At 68.8% G+C, this 16,971-nt stretch carries 16 protein-coding genes and 1 pseudogene; 5 read left to right on the forward strand and 12 right to left on the reverse strand.

What is annotated here, in order from left to right:
• Positions 1-321: 321 nt before the first annotated feature.
• Positions 322-708, forward strand: coding sequence for a DUF1844 domain-containing protein (locus tag AC1MFL_RS02640; RefSeq protein ID WP_479813249.1), 387 nt, complete (start codon positions 322-324; stop codon positions 706-708).
• 101 nt (positions 709-809) lie between these two features.
• Here AC1MFL_RS02640 and AC1MFL_RS02645 read toward each other — a convergent pair whose 3' ends face one another.
• The 8 genes from AC1MFL_RS02645 to AC1MFL_RS02680 form a co-directional block, all read right to left on the reverse strand.
• Positions 810-2,129, reverse strand: coding sequence for an MFS transporter (locus tag AC1MFL_RS02645; RefSeq protein ID WP_479813251.1), 1,320 nt, complete (start codon positions 2,127-2,129; stop codon positions 810-812).
• A 61-nt stretch (positions 2,130-2,190) separates the two neighbouring features.
• Positions 2,191-3,090, reverse strand: a complete 900-nt coding sequence (locus AC1MFL_RS02650) for an SseB family protein (RefSeq protein WP_479813252.1) — start codon at positions 3,088-3,090, stop codon at positions 2,191-2,193.
• A 12-nt stretch (positions 3,091-3,102) separates the two neighbouring features.
• Entirely contained in the window at positions 3,103-3,849 is a 747-nt protein-coding gene (priA, locus tag AC1MFL_RS02655) for a bifunctional 1-(5-phosphoribosyl)-5-((5-phosphoribosylamino)methylideneamino)imidazole-4-carboxamide isomerase/phosphoribosylanthranilate isomerase PriA (RefSeq protein ID WP_479813254.1), read from the reverse strand.
• Positions 3,850-3,902: 53 nt separating this feature from the next.
• Positions 3,903-4,064, reverse strand: coding sequence for a hypothetical protein (locus tag AC1MFL_RS02660; RefSeq protein ID WP_226761165.1), 162 nt, complete (start codon positions 4,062-4,064; stop codon positions 3,903-3,905).
• Positions 4,065-4,865: an imidazole glycerol phosphate synthase subunit HisH gene (gene hisH / locus AC1MFL_RS02665; RefSeq protein ID WP_479813256.1), complete on the reverse strand. Its 801-nt coding sequence runs from the start codon at positions 4,863-4,865 to the stop codon at positions 4,065-4,067.
• Positions 4,862-5,488: an imidazoleglycerol-phosphate dehydratase HisB gene (gene hisB, locus AC1MFL_RS02670; protein ID WP_479813258.1), complete on the reverse strand. Its 627-nt coding sequence runs from the start codon at positions 5,486-5,488 to the stop codon at positions 4,862-4,864. Before hisB ends, hisH begins: the two co-directional genes overlap by 4 nt.
• A 66-nt stretch (positions 5,489-5,554) precedes the next feature.
• Positions 5,555-6,673: a histidinol-phosphate transaminase gene (locus tag AC1MFL_RS02675; protein ID WP_479813260.1), complete on the reverse strand. Its 1,119-nt coding sequence runs from the start codon at positions 6,671-6,673 to the stop codon at positions 5,555-5,557.
• Positions 6,674-6,729: 56 nt separating this feature from the next.
• Positions 6,730-7,176 (reverse strand): LysM peptidoglycan-binding domain-containing protein, encoded by a 447-nt coding sequence (locus AC1MFL_RS02680; protein ID WP_479813262.1) that lies wholly within the window; start codon positions 7,174-7,176, stop codon positions 6,730-6,732.
• Positions 7,177-7,517: 341 nt separating this feature from the next.
• Here AC1MFL_RS02680 and lexA point away from each other — a divergent pair, with 341 nt between their 5' ends.
• From lexA to AC1MFL_RS02695, 3 genes and pseudogenes are all read left to right on the forward strand, one after another.
• Complete coding sequence (gene lexA / locus AC1MFL_RS02685) at positions 7,518-8,267, forward strand: transcriptional repressor LexA (RefSeq protein ID WP_479813264.1); 750 nt, start codon at positions 7,518-7,520, stop codon at positions 8,265-8,267.
• Positions 8,268-8,540: 273 nt separating this feature from the next.
• Positions 8,541-9,053: pseudogene (locus tag AC1MFL_RS02690) on the forward strand (IS110 family transposase); the annotation flags it as partial.
• Between the two features lie 181 nt (positions 9,054-9,234).
• Positions 9,235-9,762 carry a transposase gene (locus AC1MFL_RS02695; protein WP_479813266.1) on the forward strand — a complete coding sequence of 176 codons (528 nt, stop codon included), beginning with the start codon at positions 9,235-9,237 and terminating at the stop codon, positions 9,760-9,762.
• 505 nt (positions 9,763-10,267) lie between these two features.
• Here the strand turns inward: AC1MFL_RS02695 and AC1MFL_RS02700 are convergent.
• Together AC1MFL_RS02700 and hflX are read right to left on the reverse strand one after the other, a co-directional pair.
• Complete coding sequence (locus AC1MFL_RS02700; protein WP_479813268.1) at positions 10,268-12,394, reverse strand: ATP-dependent DNA helicase; 2,127 nt, start codon at positions 12,392-12,394, stop codon at positions 10,268-10,270.
• Positions 12,387-13,955: a GTPase HflX gene (gene hflX, locus AC1MFL_RS02705; RefSeq protein WP_479813270.1), complete on the reverse strand. Its 1,569-nt coding sequence runs from the start codon at positions 13,953-13,955 to the stop codon at positions 12,387-12,389. Before hflX ends, AC1MFL_RS02700 begins: the two co-directional genes overlap by 8 nt.
• Before the next feature lie 456 nt (positions 13,956-14,411).
• On the opposite strand from hflX, the gene AC1MFL_RS02710 reads away from it, so the two are divergent.
• Entirely contained in the window at positions 14,412-15,026 is a 615-nt protein-coding gene (locus AC1MFL_RS02710) for a class I SAM-dependent methyltransferase (protein WP_479813272.1), read from the forward strand.
• Here AC1MFL_RS02710 and dapF read toward each other — a convergent pair.
• Together dapF and miaA are read right to left on the reverse strand one after the other, a co-directional pair.
• Positions 15,007-15,963 carry a diaminopimelate epimerase gene (gene dapF / locus AC1MFL_RS02715; RefSeq protein WP_479813273.1) on the reverse strand — a complete coding sequence of 319 codons (957 nt, stop codon included), beginning with the start codon at positions 15,961-15,963 and terminating at the stop codon, positions 15,007-15,009. The two genes, AC1MFL_RS02710 and dapF, sit on opposite strands and share 20 nt — an antisense overlap.
• Positions 15,964-15,994: 31 nt before the next feature.
• Positions 15,995-16,933 (reverse strand): tRNA (adenosine(37)-N6)-dimethylallyltransferase MiaA, encoded by a 939-nt coding sequence (miaA, locus tag AC1MFL_RS02720; RefSeq protein WP_479815277.1) that lies wholly within the window; start codon positions 16,931-16,933, stop codon positions 15,995-15,997.
• Between the last annotated feature and the right edge of the window lie 38 nt (positions 16,934-16,971).

Raw genomic sequence — 16,971 nt, forward strand, 5'->3', positions numbered from 1 at the left:
GGTACTGCCTGCCTCAGGTGAGGCGGCATACATCCCGCCGGGCTGATGCCCGGGAAGAATGCCCGACCAGGTACCCGGCAACCTTGCTTCTTGCGAAGCTTCCCGAAGGAGAGCGGCTGACGCGGGTGGGAGAGAACTCCGCTTGCAAACTGAAGTCGATTCTACAGAAGAAATCCCGTCCGGCGCACCTGCATGACGGGCATGTTGGTTGCGGACGGGCACCGGGAGCCAACTCCCCGCAGTACAACTGCGGAGACATAACTTCCAGGACAATAACTGTGAAATAACGACTATCAGTCGGTCTGTGACAAGCTTACCAGCATGAGCACTTCAGATAGCAATTCACATGTTTACGAGCCAGCCGACGCCCAGGGCGACGTCTCACAGCAGATCCGCGACATCTCCGAGGTGCCCGCGATCGAGGTCATCACCACCGCCGCCGTGCACCTCATGAGTGCCGCCGCCGTGAAGCTTGGCCTCGCCGCCGAAGAGAACGCCGAAGAGCTCAAGGACCTCGACGAGGCCCGCAAGCTGATCACCGCCCTCGCCGGCCTGGTCACCGCCGCAGCGCCCGAGATCGGTTCCCAGCATGCCGGACCGTTGCGCGACGGACTGCGGTCCCTGCAGCTTGCCTTCCGCGAGGAATCCATCATCCCGGACGCCCCGGGCAAGGGCCCGGGCGAGAAGTACACCGGCCCGGTCAACTAAGCACCACCAGCTATCCAGCCACAACGCAGGCGGCGGGCGGACCCTTTCGGTCCGGCCGCCGCCTGCGTTAACGCTCTTGCCGCCCCAGACAGCACCGCCGCTCAGGCCGCGAGCCGGCGCCGGCGCCGGTGCTGCAGCACGAGTCCCAGAAGGCACAGCAGCACGCCGCCAACCCCTACGGCGACGAAGCCCGACGAGGGGCCGATGCCATCGATGAAGACTCCGGCGAGCGGTGCGCCGAGGGCGACGCCGCCGGTGAGGGCCGAGCCGTACCAGCCCATAGCCTCACCGCGGCGGCGCTCCTCGACAAGTTCGGCCACCCGTTCCGAGGCTGCCGACAGCACCGGTGCGCACAACAGGCCGGGCAGGAGCGAGAGCAGGCTGAGCGTCCAGGTGTCCTGCGCGAAGGCCATTGGGATCGTCAGGGCCGACATGCCGAGCAGCAGCAGGACCGGCGAGATTGGCCGGTGCATGGCGCCGTAGATCAGTCCGCCGACCACCGAGGCCGCGCACCAGAAGAGGAACACCAGCCCGATCTCGGCCTGGTGGCCGCCGGTTTCGAGCGCGGCGACGATTCCGACGTCGGTGCCGCTGAGCACCATGCCCGCGCCGGCTGCGACGGCGAAGACGGCGGCCACGGCGGCGGTGAACCAGGCGAAATTGTGAATGACCTTGTGCCGCAACCCGGCACGTTCCTGCCGCCGTTCCCCGGCAGCGGCGAGCGGGGCGAACTCGGCGGCAGCTTCGTTCAAGTGGGCCGGGGCAGCAGCGACGACGGCAACCTCGGCAGCTTCCTGCTGGCTTGAGACGAACACAACGTCGGATTCGGCGTCGGACTCGGCGCTGCGGGTGGGCGGGTTGAACCACATCAGGGCGAGCCCGGACACGGAGGTGGCAATGCCGACGATGGTCAGCCCCAGGACCGAGAATCCGGCGGTGGCAACAATTGCGCCGGCGGCGGGGCCGATCATAAAGACCAGTTCGGTGGAGATGGCGTCGAGGGCAAAGGCGGTGCGGCGCTGCTCCCCCGTGGCGAGGACGCCGAGGGACTGGCGCACAACGCTGAAGATCGGCAGCGTCAGCAGGCCGCCGACAAAGACGAGCGGCAGCAGCGCCTCGTAGGACACGTGCGGTACGACCGACCAGATGACAGTCTCTGAAATGACTGACGGTATGAGGGCACGGCGGAGGCCCACGGTGTCGACGCGCCGGCCGCGCCAGGGCGCCCCGACGGCAATGCCAATGGTCATCACGGCCGCAGCGGCCCCGGCGGCCGCGTAGCCCTGGCCGAGGGCCAGGACGATGTGCAGGGTCAGCAGGACCCCGGCCGCGGAGTGCGGTATGCGGGCAACCATGCCCACCAGCAGGAGCCGCCTGATCGGCCGCACGGCCAGCAGCTCCCGGTAAAGCGCGAAGTTCACGGACTACATCCTTTTTGATACTGCCACCGGCAGCACCAGGATCTCCCCCGCTGGCCGTCAGCTACGGTGCTGCGCGCTGCAGTTTGACCTCGATCGAGTCAACGCGCTCAGCAAATACTTCATTCCGTGCCCAGGCATCGTTGAGACCGGACACCAAGGACTGGACGCCGGCGGCGTCGAGTCCGTCTTCAAGATAGAGCAGCACCCGCAGTTCCGGGCCGGAGCCTCCGCCCGGGAGATGCCGTCCATCGGCCGCCATCGAGGCGACGCCACCGCCTGGATGAATTTCAACACGCCGGACGGCGGGAAAGCCAGCCGCGGCCTCACCGAGGCTCCGGGCGAGCTCGGGATCAGCGTACGACGGCGTCCAGTCCCGCTGCTGCGCGAGGGCCCAAACCGCGGGCCGGCGCACGACGAAGGTGACCGGGGATCCCGGGTCGAGCACAAGCAGTTCCGCGCCCTCAGCGACCGCGGAGAGTGCCGCGCGGGCAGCGTAGACGGCCACCGGGCGGGCCTCCGGGTGCCAGGCCGCGAGCGACGCGGCGGAGGTGAAGACGGGCATCGCCGTCCGGCCGTCCGGGGCCTTCAGCGTCACGAGGGCCATATCGGCCTGTTTGTCGGCGTGCAGCCCGCCGGCGCCTTCGCCTTCTTCGGCGAGCGTGGCCAGGATCGGCACAAAGACCCGCGCCGTGGCCAGCGAGGCCACCACCGCGGCCTCGTCGCCGTCGCCGGCTGCGAGGGCCGCCAGCGCGGCGAGGTATCCGGCGTCGGCCGCGCCGTCGTCGTCCTCGAAATTGTGGATCCTGGCGTCGTCCCCGCTGAGGCTGCGGCCGGCCCAGGGCCGGCCGGCCGAGTCGGCCGCCCCGCCCGCGCCGGCGAGGGCCGCCGCGATGTGGCCGGGCAGGTGGCGTGCGGGGGAAGTGCTGTCAGCGGCGCCGTGACCGGCTGGCTGGTGCTCCATGCTGCGGGCCTGCTAGCGGCGGCCGGCGGCGTCGAGTGCCTGGGGCAGCGTGAAGTTGCCGTTGTACAGGGCCTTGCCCACGATGGCTCCTTCGACGCCGAGCGGCACGAGGGAGCGCAGCACCAGGAGGTCCTCCAGGCTGGAGATCCCGCCGGAGGCGACCACGGGCTTGCCGGTCTTTTCCACCATCTGGCGCAGCAGTTCCACGTTGGGTCCCTGGAGCGTGCCGTCCTTGGTGACGTCGGTGACGACGTAGCGGGCGCAGCCGGCCTCTTCGAGGCGTCCGAGGACGTCCCACAGGTCACCGCCCTCCTTGGTCCAGCCGCGGCCGGCGAGCGTCGTGCCGCGGACGTCGAGCCCGACGGCGATTTTGTCGCCGAAGCGCTCGATCACCCGGGCGGTCCACTCGGGGTTCTCCAGTGCCGCGGTGCCCAGGTTGACGCGGGCGACGCCGAGGGCAAGGGCGTTCTCCAGCGACTCGTCGTCGCGCAGGCCGCCGGAGAGCTCCACCTTGATGTCAAGGCGGCCGACCACCTCGCGGAGCAGTTCAGCGTTGGACCCCCGGCCGAAGGCTGCATCGAGGTCGACGAGGTGAACCCATTCCGCGCCCTGCTGCTGCCAGTTAAGTGCGGCTTCCAAGGGTGTGCCGTAGCTCGTTTCGCTGCCGGCTTCGCCCTGGACGAGACGGACGGCCTGGCCGTTGACGACGTCGACGGCGGGAAGCAGTTCCAGCACGGGCAGCGGGGTTTCGGTGGTCATGGTGGATCCTCAGCTCTTCAGGGACGGGAGGGGGTTGGGGGCGCCGTGGCGGGTCAGGCGGCAGGCAGCGTCAGGAGGTAAGCGGCGAGCAGCGCCATCCCGGCCAGGACATAGAACACGATCTGGACCCAGCGGGGGCTTTTCTGCTGGCGGAATGACAGCCCTCCGCCGACCAGCAGGCCGGCGAGCCCCATCAGCACTACGGACCACACCATCTAGGCGGTCCCGGCTTCCGGGGTGAGGGCTTCCGGGGTCCGGGCTTCCGGGATTCGGGTTTCCAGAGTTTGCGCTTCCGGGGTCTGGGAGCCACCGCGCAGGCATTCCACCCAGTTGCGCAGCAGGCGGGCCCCGGCGTCGCCGGACTTCTCGGGGTGGAACTGCGTGGCGCACAACGGACCGTTTTCGACGGCCGCGATGAAGGGGGCGCCGTGCTCGGACCAGGTGACGAGTGGCGCCGTCATCCGCGGCTGGATCACGTCGAAGTCCCAGTGCTGGACACCGTAGGAGTGGACGAAGTAGAAGCGCTCGTCCTCGACCCCGGCGAAGAGCCGGGAACCCTCCGGTACGGTAACGGTGTTCCAGCCCATGTGCGGTACGACGTCGGCGGGGAGGAGTTCGACCTTGCCGGGCCACTCCCCCATGCCTTCGGCTTCGGTTCCATGCTCGACGCCGGCCTCGAACAGGACCTGGAGGCCCACACAGATGGCGAGAACGGGACGGCCGCCGGCGACGCGGCGGCCGATCATGCGGATGGCGTCGACGGCTTTGAGTTCGCGCATCACCGTTTCAAAGGCCCCGACGCCGGGGACCACGAGGCCGTCGGCGTTGAGCACGTCCTCCGGCTTGGAGCTGAGGATCACCTCGGCGCCGGCACGTTCGAGGGCGCGGACAGCGGACCGGACGTTGCCGGAACCGTAGTCGAGGACCGTGACGGTCGGTTTGCCGTCGGGAGACGCCGGCTTCCTGCCGGCGTCGGGGTTGATAATCGCGCCGTCCTTGAGCAGCTTGCCGGTCACAGGGCACCCTTGGTGGAGGGGATGCCCTTGACCCGGGGGTCCGGTTCGACGGCGGCGCGCAGGGCGCGCGCGAACGCCTTGAACTGGGCCTCGACGATGTGGTGCGGATCCCTGCCGGCGGTGACGTTCATGTGCAGGCAGATTCCGGCGTGCAGGGTGATCGCTTCGAAAACGTGGCGGGTCAGGGAACCGGTGAAGTGTCCGCCGATCAGGTGGTACTCCTGGCCTGCAGGCTCTCCGCCGTGCACAAGGTAGGGGCGGCCGGAGACGTCGACGACGGCGTGCGCGAGGGCCTCGTCGAGGGGAACCGTGGCCTCGCCGAAGCGGCGGATCCCGGCCTTGTCCCCGAGCGCGGTGCGCAGGACCTCGCCGAAGGTGATGGCAACGTCCTCGACCGTGTGGTGCACGTCAATGTGAGTGTCGCCGGTGGCCTTGACCGTCATATCGATCAGGGAGTGCTTGCTCAGTGCCGTCAGCATGTGGTCGTAGAACGGGACCGAGGTGCTGATGTCCGAGACGCCGGTGCCGTCCAGGTTGATTTCGACCAGCACCGATGACTCGCTGGTGGTCCGTTCCATGCGTGCGGTCCGGCCCTCGGCAGCGGCTGATCCGGTGTTGCTCATGTGGGTGTCCTTTTGGATGACGACGGTGCCCGGCGAACAGGGCAGGGTGGATGGCCTGGGTTAAGTCTAGGCGGGCTGCACTGCGCGGCCGGCCAGGATCCGTTCGAGGGCTTCGAGGAAGGCTGTGGTTTCCGTCTCAGTCCCGGCCGTCACGCGAAGGTGCCCCGGGATGCCAACGTCCCGGATGAGCACGCCGGCATCGAGCAGGCCCTGCCAGATTTCCTGCGGGTTGTCGAGGCCGCCGAAGAAGACATAGTTGGAGTCGGAGGCGGCCGGCTTCAGTCCCATCCGCTGCAGTTCAGACACGATCCTGTCCCGCTGGATCTTGATGTCCTCGACGTCGGCCATCAGCGCCACCCGGTGGTGCAGGGCCGCCAGGGCGGTCGCCTGGGTGATGGCCGAGAGGTGGTACGGGAGCCGGACCAGGCGCAGGGCGTCCGTCACCTCCGGCGCTGCCGCCATGTAGCCGATGCGTGCTCCGGCCAGGGCGAAGGCCTTGCTCATGGTCCGCGAGACGATCAGCCGTTCCCGGCCGGGCAGCAGGGTAAGGGCGCTGGGCGTGCCGTCATGGGCGAACTCGTGGTAGGCCTCGTCGACGATCACGATGGTCTGGCTGGCTTCACCGGCCGCATAGACGGCTTCCACGACGTCCAGGCCAAGCCCGGTTCCGGTGGGGTTGTTCGGGGAGCAGAGGAAGACGATGTTCGGCTGGAGTTCGCGGACCTGGCGGGCGGCGGACTCGGCGCTCAGGCCGTAGTCATCGGTGCGGACGCCGGCAAGGTACCCGGTGTCCGTGCCGGCAGCAAGCAGCGGGTACATGGAGTATGTGGGAGGGAAGCCCAGAGCGGTCCGGCCGGGGCCGCCGAAGGCCTGGAGGATCTGCTGGAGAACCTCGTTGGAGCCGTTCGCGGCCCAGATGTTCTCTGCACCCAGCCCGTGCGCAAGGTATTCCGCCAGGGCCCCGCGCAGCTCGGTGAATTCCCGGTCCGGATAGCGGTTCAGGCCGGCCGCGGCGATCGTGACGGCCTCGGTGATGGCGGCGCGCACGTCGGCGGGGACACCATGGGTGTTCTCGTTGACGTTGAGCAGGATGGGGACGTCCAGCTGCGGGGCGCCGTATGGCGTCAGGCCGCGCAGATTCGTCCGGAGGGGAAGTCGGTTCAGGCGCTCTAACTGGTCAGTCACTTCACTAGTTTAAGTGAGATCGCTGCGGGCCCTGAAACTGTGACGGTTGGACTGCCCTACTTGGACGGGATGAAGAGTGCCTGGCCGGGCACGACCCGGGCGGCCTCAAGGTTGTTCAGCTCGATGATGTCGGCGACGACGTCGCGGGGATCCCGCTCCGGCGCCACGGTCGCGGCGATGGCCCAGAGGGATTCACCGGGCTGCACCGTGACGCTGACGGCGGGGGTCGGAGTCAGTCCGGCGGCGGACTCGGCAGCCTTGGCGGGTGCATTGAAGAAGCCGCTGAACGAGAGGATGAGTGCGGCCAGCAGGATCAGCGGCACACCGATGAAGACGAAGCGTCCCCGCCGGGTAAGCCGGAGCGGCGCAGCCTTGGCCGGCCGTGCCTGAGTTCCGCTCCCTGCCGGGATGTGCCCGCTGACGGCGGCACCGCCGTCGGGCCGGCCGTAGTTGCCGAATGCGTCGCGGCCGAAAGTGTCGTGAAACGCGCTTGATGCTGACATGAACTGAGCCCTCCTGGACCATACTGTGCCGCCCGGCGTACTCCACATACGCGCCGCCAACCGGCCTAACCTTCGAACAAAGAACCGAACGCCGTGCTGTGCCCGAGCAGTGTCAGACTAGAACACATATTCGAACCTTGCCTGTTCAGTTTTAGCACTTATTGACGAACATTGTCGAGACTCGCTAGAACAAATGTTTGAAAATGCTGTGCGGCTGGCCTACGTTTGAGTAAAAGAACAACCGCTTCTGCAGTTGATCAGCAGGGTCTGACATTTCAGGCCGGAAGTTCCCGGCAGCTGCAGCCACGGCGGCCGGGCGGAACGGAAAGGCGTTGGCGAACATGGCAGCACAAGCCACTGGCGGCAGGGCCACGCAGCGGAGCCCGCAGGCAGCCCGGCCACCCAAGAGCCTCACGGTCCGGCAGAAGAAGATTCTGGAGACGATCCAGCGCTCCGTGACGGACAACGGCTACCCGCCGTCCATGCGCGAGATCGGCGACACGGTCGGACTGGCCAGCCTGTCCAGCGTCACCCACCAGCTCTCACAGCTCGAAAAACTCGGCTATCTGCGGCGTGACCCCAAGCGCCCGCGCGCCATGGAGGTGCTGATGCCGTTGACCCTCGATGAGGGAACCACCAAGATTTCCGGGGTGGAGAAGTCCAGCGGCCTGCGCACAATCGGCGGGCTGTCCGTGTCGGACCTGGCCAGCGCCACCGATACGGCCATGGTTCCGCTCGTGGGCCGCATCGCCGCCGGCGGCCCGATCCTCGCCGACCAGGTCGTCGATGACGTTATGCCCCTGCCCCGCCAGCTGGTGGGCCACGGTGAGCTCTTTATGCTCCGGGTTGCGGGCGATTCGATGATCGACGCCGCCATTTGTGACGGTGACTGGGTGGTGGTCCGCCGGCAGGGCGACGCCCTCAACGGCGACATTGTCGCCGCGCTGCTGGATGACGAGGCAACAGTCAAGACGTTCCGCCAGCGCGACGGCCACACGTGGCTGCTGCCGCAGAACACCCAGTACGAGCCCATCCTCGGCGACCACGCCGTCATCATGGGCAAGGTCGTCTCGGTGCTGCGCTCCCTGTAGAGGGCAACGGGCGGCAGCCCCGAGAACCTGCGCGCAAGGGCCCCGCCGGCATTGGACGGGGCCCTTTCCGCGTTGCTGCCCGGGTGCCGGGACGGCACAGCCCCTGGTGCGGGTTTCCGGCCGCTGCGGGATTACCGGCTGCGCAGCTGATATGAGTTGAGTTAGTCCTTCCCAAACACCTCCGGAGATGTCAGGACGGGATGTATCAGATTCCCTTGGGGCCCGGACGCAATGATCCGCGGGGCCCTCCCGATACCTTCGGAGGTGTTTGTTATGTCTGTTCAGGCCTTTGCGGCCACTGATTTCCCTGTGGTTGTCGCTGTGGATGTCGGCAAGACGGTGGTTGCGTTGTCGGTCACCGATGCGGGCCGGCACCGCTTGTTGGGTCCGGTGGATTTTGAGATGACCGGCCCGGGTCTGGAGGGGGTCCTCGGGCTGATCAGAAGCAGACTGGCGGGCGCGGATGGTCCGGTGAAGGTCGGGATAGAGGCTGCCGGGCACTATCACCGGCCGCTGCTGGGACCGTCCGTGTGGCCTGCGGGCTGGCAGGTGCTGGAGCTGAATCCGGCGCATGTCGCTGAACAGCGCAGGGTCCAGGGACGCAGGCGAATCAAGACCGATGCCTTGGATCTGGAGGCGATCACGGAGCTGGTGCTGGCCGGCCGCGGCATCGAGGTCGCTGACCGTGAGGCCGTGATCGGTGAGCTTGGCGCGTGGGCCGCGCACCGGACCCGCCGGGTCCAGGCGCGGACCGCGACGAAGAACCAACTGCTGGGCCAGCTGGACCGCGCCTTCCCCGGCCTGACGCTGGCTCTGCCCGACGTCCTCGGCACCAGGGTCGGCAGGCTCGTGGCCGCTGAATTCGCCGACCCGAAGCGGCTCGCCGCGCTGGGGGCGGGCCGCTTCGTCCGGTTCGCGGCCGTCCGCGGCCTTCAGGTCCGCCAGCCGCTGGCCGAACGGTTGGTCGATGCCGCCCGCGACGCGCTTGACCACAGTGGACGCGGCGGTGGCGCGGAAAATCCTGGCCGCGGATCTGGCGCTGGTCACGGAGCTCACGGCGCAGATCGATGCCTCCGAAGCGGAGCTTGCCCGTCTGCTGCCGCTGAGCCCGTTCGCAACGCTCACCACTACCCCGGGGTGGGGTGTGGTCCGCGCCGCAAACTACGGCGCTGCCGTGGGCGACCCGCAGCGCTGGCCCGGGCCCTCACAGATCTACCGGGCCTCAGGGCTCTCACCCACCCAGTACGAGTCCGCTGGCAAGCGACGTGACGGATCCATCAGCAGGGAAGGCAGCGTGGCGCTGCGACGGGCCTTGATCGATCTCGGCATGGGCCTGTGGTTGACTGACCCGCCCAGCCGGGCCTACGCCGCCGGGCTCAAGGCACGGGGGAAGAAAGGCGGTGTCATCGCCTGCGCGATGGCGCACCGCGCCACCAGGATCGCGTATGCCATGGTCCGGGACGAGGTCGTCTACGACCCCGCCCGCTGGGAGTAAGCATCCGGGCCCGGGGCTTTGCCGGATAGCTGCCGATCCCGCCGTCGGCGCAAGGGAGCGGTCAACATGGAGCGCCCGCAGCGCAGCGAGGACGAACGACGTTGACAGCGACAAGCCGGCGGCACACCATTCGGCCAGCCGGAAAGCCGCCAGTTCCGGGATTCAAGGAGGTGCACCAACCCAAAACCACTTCACAACTCCGGCCGGCGGTGAGACGCTGGAACCGACGAAGGGCCGGACCAGACGCCGCCGCAGCTATGGCGGACGCTCACGCGTTACGCCGCGCCTAGCTTGGCGCCCGGCCCTTCGCCCCGGCCGCAGCCCGAACGACGCCAGATGACCCGGAGAATTGCCCGAGGTCGGATAAGTCAGCGTGGGCGCGTCTGGAACCATGCCGGTCCAGCCAACAAACCGTCAGCCACCACACCCAATTACGAGCGCCCCCGGCCCTCCCGGGCGCACACCGGTCGTGCCCGGACACGGCCTTGACACGACCTATAGCCAGCTAGGGGGCGGGCTGCCCGGATTCCTTCGAGAGCCGCGCCAGGGCCGCCAGGGCGACCGCGGGGTCGGTGGTGGGCCAGAACGGCGGCAGGGCGGCGCGGAGGAATCCCCCATAGCGCTCGGTGGACAGCCGCGAGTCCAGCACCGCAACCACCCCCCGGTCCGTCGTGGTGCGGATCAGGCGGCCGGCACCCTGGGCCAGCCGGATGGCGGCGTGGGTCGCGGAAACACTCATGAAGCCGTTACCGCCGGCCTGGGCCACTGCCCGGGACCGGGCCGTCATGAGGGGATCGTCGGGCCGCGGGAACGGGATCCGGTCGATCACAACGAGGCGGCACGAGATCCCGGGCACGTCCACACCCTGCCACAGGGACATGGTGCCGAACAGGCAGGTGTCGGGTTCGTCGGCGAACTGTTTCACGAGCGCGGTCATGGTCGAATCCCCCTGGCAGAGGATGCTCATGTCCAGCCGGGGCCGCATGGCCTCGGCGGCGTCCTCGGCGGCGCGCCGGGAGGAGAACAGGCAGAGGGCGCCGCCGCCGGAGGCCCGGATCAGCTTCTCCAGCTCGTCGAGGGCTTCCGGGGACGTGCCGCGGCCGGGCTTGGGCAGGTGCTTGGCGACATACAGGATGCCCTGCTTGGGGTACTCGAAGGGGGAGCCGACGTCGACCCCGGTCCAGCTGGGGGCGCCGGGCCCGACCAGGCCAAGGCCGCCGGCGGCCGGTTCGAAAGCCGAGCCGATTGCCAGCGTCGCCGAGGTCAGGATGACGGTGTGGTCCGCGAACAGGCCCTCGCGGAGCCGTCCGGCGACGCTGAGCGGGGCGATGTTGATCAGCGCCGGGGCGGACTCGTCGGGCTGGGAGTAGCCCTGCTGGGGGTCGAAGGTGCTGTTGCGGGAGAACCAGACCACTTCGCGGTTTTCCCGGGCGGCAAGCAGCCGTTCGCAGAGTTCCAGGATCACCATCAGGCGGGAGCGCGCGAGCTGCCGGCCGCCGTCGACCATGTTGGCGCTGTCGCCCTTGGAGTCGGAGAGTGCCGCGCGGCAGGCGTCGCGCAGCTGGTCGACGCAGTCCAGCTGTTCGCTGTTCAGTCCGTTGGGCATGAGTCCGGTGGGGACCCCTTCAATGGCAAGTTCGAGGTTGGACGCGGCGTTGTTCAGGGCGTCCACGGTGATGCCGGTGTTTTTCCGGGCCCCGGACGCGGCCGCATGGATCATCGCGACGGAGAGCTGGCCGGACACGGCGCCGGTCACGCGGTCCTGCAGCTCGTGGGCTTCATCGACCACCACGACGTCGTATTCCGGCAGCACGGCAAGGCCCTCGAAGGCGCTCACGGCCAGCATGGCGTGGTTGGTGACGACGACGTCGGCGTCCGCGGCGTTCTGCCGGGCCAGTTCGCTGAAGCATTCGGCCGCCAGCGGGCATTTCTGCGCGCCGAGGCATTCCATGGAAGTGACGGAGACCTGCCGCCAAGCACGGTCCGTCACCCCGGGCAGGAGTTCGTCCCGGTCCCCCGTCACGGTGTCCTCGGCCCATTCGCGCAGCCGGACCACTTCCTTGCCGAGCTGGGACGACGGGCCGCCCATCGCCGCGGCGAAATGCGGCACGGAGGTGTCCTCCCCGAGCGAGAAGAGCTGCCCCTCCGAGGGTTCTTCCGAGGGGAAGCCGCCGTCGAGCTTGTGGCGGCAGACGTAGTTGGAGCGGCCCTTGACGAGGGCAATCCTGACGGGCCGTTCCAGCGCCGGGGTGATGGTCTTCAGCAGCCGGGGCAGGTCCCGGCCGACGATCTGGGTCTGCAGGGCCAGGGTGGCGGTGGAGACCAGGGTGGGCTTGTCGCTGACGAGCGAATGGGCGATCAGCGGGATCAGGTATGCCAGGGATTTGCCCGTTCCCGTTCCGGCCTGGACCAGCAGGTGGTCGCCGCTGTCAATCGCGTGCGCCACCTGCCGGGCCATTTCGTGCTGGCCGTCGCGGCTCTGGCCGCCCATGCCGGAAACGGCCCGGTCGAGGAGCTCGATGACGAACTCCTCGCCGGTCCGGCCGCCCTTAACCGGGGGGTGTTTCCCGGCGGCCGGGTCGTCCCTGGCTGGGCTGTCCGCCTCCGCCCCGGTCACCGCTGCCTCAGTCATTGCTGATGAACGAATCCAGTTCAGCGGCGAATCCCTCGCGCACCATCACGACGGCGCGGGTGCCCGCTTCCTCGTGGTCGAGGCTGAGGATCTCGGCGTCGGTCTCGTGCAGCTTGCTGAGCAGGTCACCCCGGTTGTACGGGATCATCAGTTCCAGCTTCACGCTGGGCCGCGGGATGCCCTCGCTGATGGCCTTGAGCAGTTCCGGGATGCCTTCCCCGGTGCGGGCCGACACCACCACGTGGCGCGGTTCGCGCTGCTTGAGCCGTTCGATCACGAAGGGGTCAGCGGCGTCGGCCTTGTTCAGGACGATGATTTCCGGAACCTTGCGTGCGTCGACTTCGCTGAAGACCTTGCGGACGGCGGCGATCTGGCCTTCCGGGTCGGGGTGGGAGACATCCACGACGTGCAGGATCAGGTCCGCGTCGGCAACCTCCTCCAGGGTGGAGCGGAATGCCTCCACGAGCTGGGTGGGCAGCGAACGGACAAAGCCCACGGTGTCGGCGAGGGTGTAGCCCAGTCCGTCCGAGGTTTCGGCCTTGCGGACGGTCGGGTCCAGGGTGGCGAACAGGGCGTTCTCCACCAGGACGCCGGCGTCGGTCAGCCGGTTCAGCAGCGAGGACTTGCCAGCGTTGGTGTACCCGGCGATCGCCACGGACGGCACGGCATTACGACGGCGGTTGGCCCGCTTGGTCTCCCGGGCCGGCTTCATTGCGGCGATTTCGCGGCGCAGCTTGGCCATCCGGGTGCGGATGCGGCGGCGGTCCAGTTCGATCTTGGTTTCACCGGGACCACGCGACCCCATGCCGGCACCGGCACCGCCCACCTGGCCACCGGCCTGGCGGGACATCGAGTCGCCCCAGCCGCGCAGGCGCGGGAGGAGGTACTCGAGCTGGGCCAGCTCCACCTGGGCCTTGCCCTCGCGGCTCTTGGCGTGCTGGGCGAAGATGTCCAGGATCAGGGCCGTACGGTCGATGACCTTGACCTTGACGATGTCCTCCAGGCTGCGGCGCTGGGACGGGGCCAGCTCGGCGTCGACGACGACGGTGTCCGCGCCGGTGGACATCACGATGTCCTTAAGCTCCTGGGCCTTGCCGGAGCCCAGGAAGGTTCCGGGGTCGGGCTTGGCGCGGCGCTGCACGATCCCGTCGAGGACCTCCGAGCCGGCGGTTTCGGCGAGGGCGGCGAGTTCGCGGAGCGAGTTCTCGGCGTCGGCGAGGGTGCCTTCGGTCCAGAGGCCGGCCAGCACAACGCGCTCGAGGCGCAGCTGCCGGTATTCGACTTCGGTGACGTCTTCGAGCTCGGTGGACAGCCCGGCAGTACGCCGCAGGGCGTGCCGTTCCGCGAGGTCCTGCTGGTCGCCGTCATAGTTGCTGTGTTCCTCATCCAGCCGGGAAATCGCCTGAGCCTTGCCGAGCACCGACGAGGGTGCACCGGCAGCCGGGGCTGCTTTCCGGGCAGGGGTGTCCTTGGAGAGGATCCGGTCGATGACAGCCTGGATTTCCGCAGGACTCATGTCCTGGGCTGCTGAATCGGGTCCGGTGTTGGGCTGACTGGTCATGGTCTCCTTTAGAGGTTCGGCAGTTTCAGAATAGTGCCGATCGGTGCTGTGTGGGGCGGTATTCGCGCTGGGCTGACGACTATTGGTCAAACCGGGTCTCCTGGGGTGCCTTCGGCAGCGGCGCCGGGGCAGGGTGGGCTCCGCGAGGGAGCGGTGCAAATGGGGGGAACAGGCGTGGCCTTGAGGAGGAGTGGCTGCCGCTCGGCCGCGCCCCGGGGGGCACTGCCCAACTCCAAGTGGATCGGGCGCCAACAGGTGGTCCCTGGCGGGATCATCGAGGGGGTTGGCGCACTGAGCGGAAGGTAACTACCTGCGTCGCTACGGGGACGGGATTTAACCCGTGCCGGCTACTTGAAGTTCAAGAACATGTATTTAACACTAGCAGACGGTAAGGCCAGCTCCGGCCCGTGGCCGCGGTTTCGCCTACGGGCCGGGGGCCAACTAATCTGGGCAGTTATGGAGTCCGCACATTATTTCAGCGCCCAGCCTGCCGGGCCGTTCACCCGCAAGCCACTGACCGTGGAGCTTGCCGGTGAGACCCGGCAGCTGCAGACGTCCTCGGGCATCTTCAGCCCGGACGGCATCGACAAGGGCACGGCCGTGCTGCTCGCCGAGGCGCCCGCCCCGGCCCCGCAGGGGACGCTGCTGGACATCGGCTGCGGCTGGGGTCCGATCGCCCTGACAATGGCCCTGCGGGCACCGCACGCGCAGGTCTACGCGGTGGACGTCAACGAGCGGTGCGTGGCCCTGACCAACGAAAACGCGGCCGCCCTGGGGCTGGGCAATGTCGCGGCCAGCACGCCCGACGCCGTCGACCCCGGGCTCCGCTTCGACACGATCTGGTCCAACCCGCCCATCAGGATCGGCAAGGACGAGCTGCATGCCCTGCTGCTCCTGTGGCTGCCGCGGCTGGCCCCGGGCGGCTCGGCGTGGCTGGTGGTGCAGAAGAACCTGGGCTCGGATTCCCTTCAGCGCTGGCTGGCAGCGGAGCTCGACAGCAGCTTCACGGTCACGCGCGAGAGCACCTCGAAGTCGTTCCGCATCCTTCGGGTCAGGAAAGCGTCCCGCTAGCGACGATCACGGCGGGGCCGCTGAGTTCGACATGCTCGTGGCCCTCTGCCCCAAGGAAGAACTTGACCCCGACGACGCCGCCCGGGACGTGGACGTTCCAGACGTCCGGGGCTCCCTGGCCGGCCCAGTGCCGGATCGCGACGGCAGCGGCGCAGGCGCCGGTGCCGCAGGACTGCGTTTCCCCGACTCCGCGCTCATGAACGCGCATCGTGATGGTGCCGACGCCGTCATGGACCAACGGCTCGGACGGGACGACGAACTCCACGTTGGTGCCGTGGGCCGGGGTGGGATCCACGTGGGGTGCGGTAAACAGCTGCGTGGCCTCCAGCTCGGCCAGTTCCGCCAGCGCCACGACCGTGTGCGGATTGCCCATGCTCACCGAGAGGGCGGGCCGTGCGACCTCCAGCCCCGCCGCGCTGACCAGGGAATCCATGGCCCGAGCGGTGGCCTCGCCCGGAAAGATGAACTCCCAGGGGCCCATGTCGACGGCATAGCCGGCGGCGGTGCGGACGATTGTCTTCGCGCCGGCCCGGGTGCCAATGGTCAGGGATTCGCCGGCGGGCAGTTCGACCAGGCCTTCGGTGATCAGGAAGTGCACAAAGACGCGGACGCCGTTGCCGCACATCTCGGACAGTGAGCCGTCGCCGTTGCGGTAGTCCATGAACCATTCGGCGTCCGGGTTCCGGGTGAGCAGCTCCTGGCCTTCGGCGAGCAGCCGGGACGGGACGGCGCGGATCAGTCCGTCGCCGCCTATTCCGCGGTGCCGGTCACAGAGTGCCGCGACCTGCTCCGGGGTCACTGCCAGGGTGCCGTTGGGGTCGGCAAGGAGCACGAAGTCGTTGCCGGTGCCGTGGCCTTTGGAAAACTTGAGTCCGCTGAGGGCTGCGGTGTCGCCGGTGGGATTGCGGTCAGCGGCCTCGGCCAGGGTTACGTCCATGCTCCAAGGTTACCGTTCCGGTGCGGCGGGCCTACGCCGTGTCGGGGCCCGGAGCGCCGGGGCTGCAGAGCGCGGCGGCCTTGGGCACGAGTTCCGGATCCCGCCAGTCGAGCCAGTGGATGCGGGGGTCGGCGCGGAACCAGGTGAGCTGGCGGCGGGCAAATTGCCGGGTCGCAACGATGGTTTCCTCCGCAGCCTGCGCCACGTCGGATTCGCCGTCGAGGACCTTGAGGAACTGGGCGTAGCCGAGGGCGCGCGGGGCGGTCCGCCCCCGGCGGAGTCCGGCGGCGTCGAGCTCCCGGACCTCCTCGAGCAGCCCGCTGTCCACCATGGTGTGCACCCGGCGGGCGAGCCGCTCCCGGAGCTGCTCGCGGTCCACCTCGAGCCCGATCTGGACTGCGGGCTGGGCGTACTCGCGGGTGGGCATGAAGGAGCTGAAGGGCCTGCCGGTGAGTTCGAACACCTCGAGGGCGCGGATAATCCGGCGGGCGTCCCCGAGCCGGCCGGCGGAGACCGGGTCCACGGTTTCCAGCCGCTCCCGCAGCGGCGCCGCTCCGGCGGTTTCCAGTTCCGCCTCCAACCGGCGCCGGATGGCTGGGTCCGTGCCGGGGAATTCCAATACGTCCAGGGCGGCGCGGACGTAGAGGCCGGAGCCGCCGGCCAGGATGGCGCGCTTCCCGCGGGCGTGGATGTCTGCGATTATCGCCCGGGCCTGCTGCTGGAAGTCCGAGACGCTCGCCTCCTCGGTCACGTCCAGGATGTCAAGGAGGTGGTGCGGCACTCCCCTGCGGTCGGCCTCGGTGATCTTGGCCGTGCCGATGTCCATGCCGCGGTAGAACTGCATGGAGTCGGCGTTGATGACCTCGCCGCCGAGCTCCAGCGCCAGCGAGACGGCGAGATCGGACTTCCCGGAGCCGGTTGGCCCGACGACGGCGACCACCGGGGGCGCCGGCGGGACCGGTGCCGGGATGGCCGGTGCAGCCCCTTCCGCCAGGGCAGCCCCTTCCG

It is taken from the genome of Arthrobacter sp. BG3 (assembly GCF_056680185.1).

Excerpts from the sequence above, each read along its gene's own strand:
- AC1MFL_RS02640 (WP_479813249.1), top strand. The coding sequence starts at position 322 with ATGAGCACTTCAGATAGCAATTCACATGTTTACGAGCCAGCCGACGCC.
- AC1MFL_RS02650 (WP_479813252.1), bottom strand. The coding sequence starts at position 3,090 with ATGGAGCACCAGCCAGCCGGTCACGGCGCCGCTGACAGCACTTCCCCC.
- priA (WP_479813254.1), bottom strand. The coding sequence starts at position 3,849 with ATGACCACCGAAACCCCGCTGCCCGTGCTGGAACTGCTTCCCGCCGTC.
- AC1MFL_RS02660 (WP_226761165.1), bottom strand. The coding sequence starts at position 4,064 with ATGGTGTGGTCCGTAGTGCTGATGGGGCTCGCCGGCCTGCTGGTCGGC.
- hisB (WP_479813258.1), bottom strand. The coding sequence starts at position 5,488 with ATGAGCAACACCGGATCAGCCGCTGCCGAGGGCCGGACCGCACGCATG.
- AC1MFL_RS02680 (WP_479813262.1), bottom strand. The coding sequence starts at position 7,176 with ATGTCAGCATCAAGCGCGTTTCACGACACTTTCGGCCGCGACGCATTC.
- lexA (WP_479813264.1), top strand. The coding sequence starts at position 7,518 with ATGGCAGCACAAGCCACTGGCGGCAGGGCCACGCAGCGGAGCCCGCAG.
- AC1MFL_RS02695 (WP_479813266.1), top strand. The coding sequence starts at position 9,235 with ATGCCGCCCGCGACGCGCTTGACCACAGTGGACGCGGCGGTGGCGCGG.
- AC1MFL_RS02700 (WP_479813268.1), bottom strand. The coding sequence starts at position 12,394 with ATGACTGAGGCAGCGGTGACCGGGGCGGAGGCGGACAGCCCAGCCAGG.
- hflX (WP_479813270.1), bottom strand. The coding sequence starts at position 13,955 with ATGACCAGTCAGCCCAACACCGGACCCGATTCAGCAGCCCAGGACATG.
- AC1MFL_RS02710 (WP_479813272.1), top strand. The coding sequence starts at position 14,412 with ATGGAGTCCGCACATTATTTCAGCGCCCAGCCTGCCGGGCCGTTCACC.
- dapF (WP_479813273.1), bottom strand. The coding sequence starts at position 15,963 with ATGGACGTAACCCTGGCCGAGGCCGCTGACCGCAATCCCACCGGCGAC.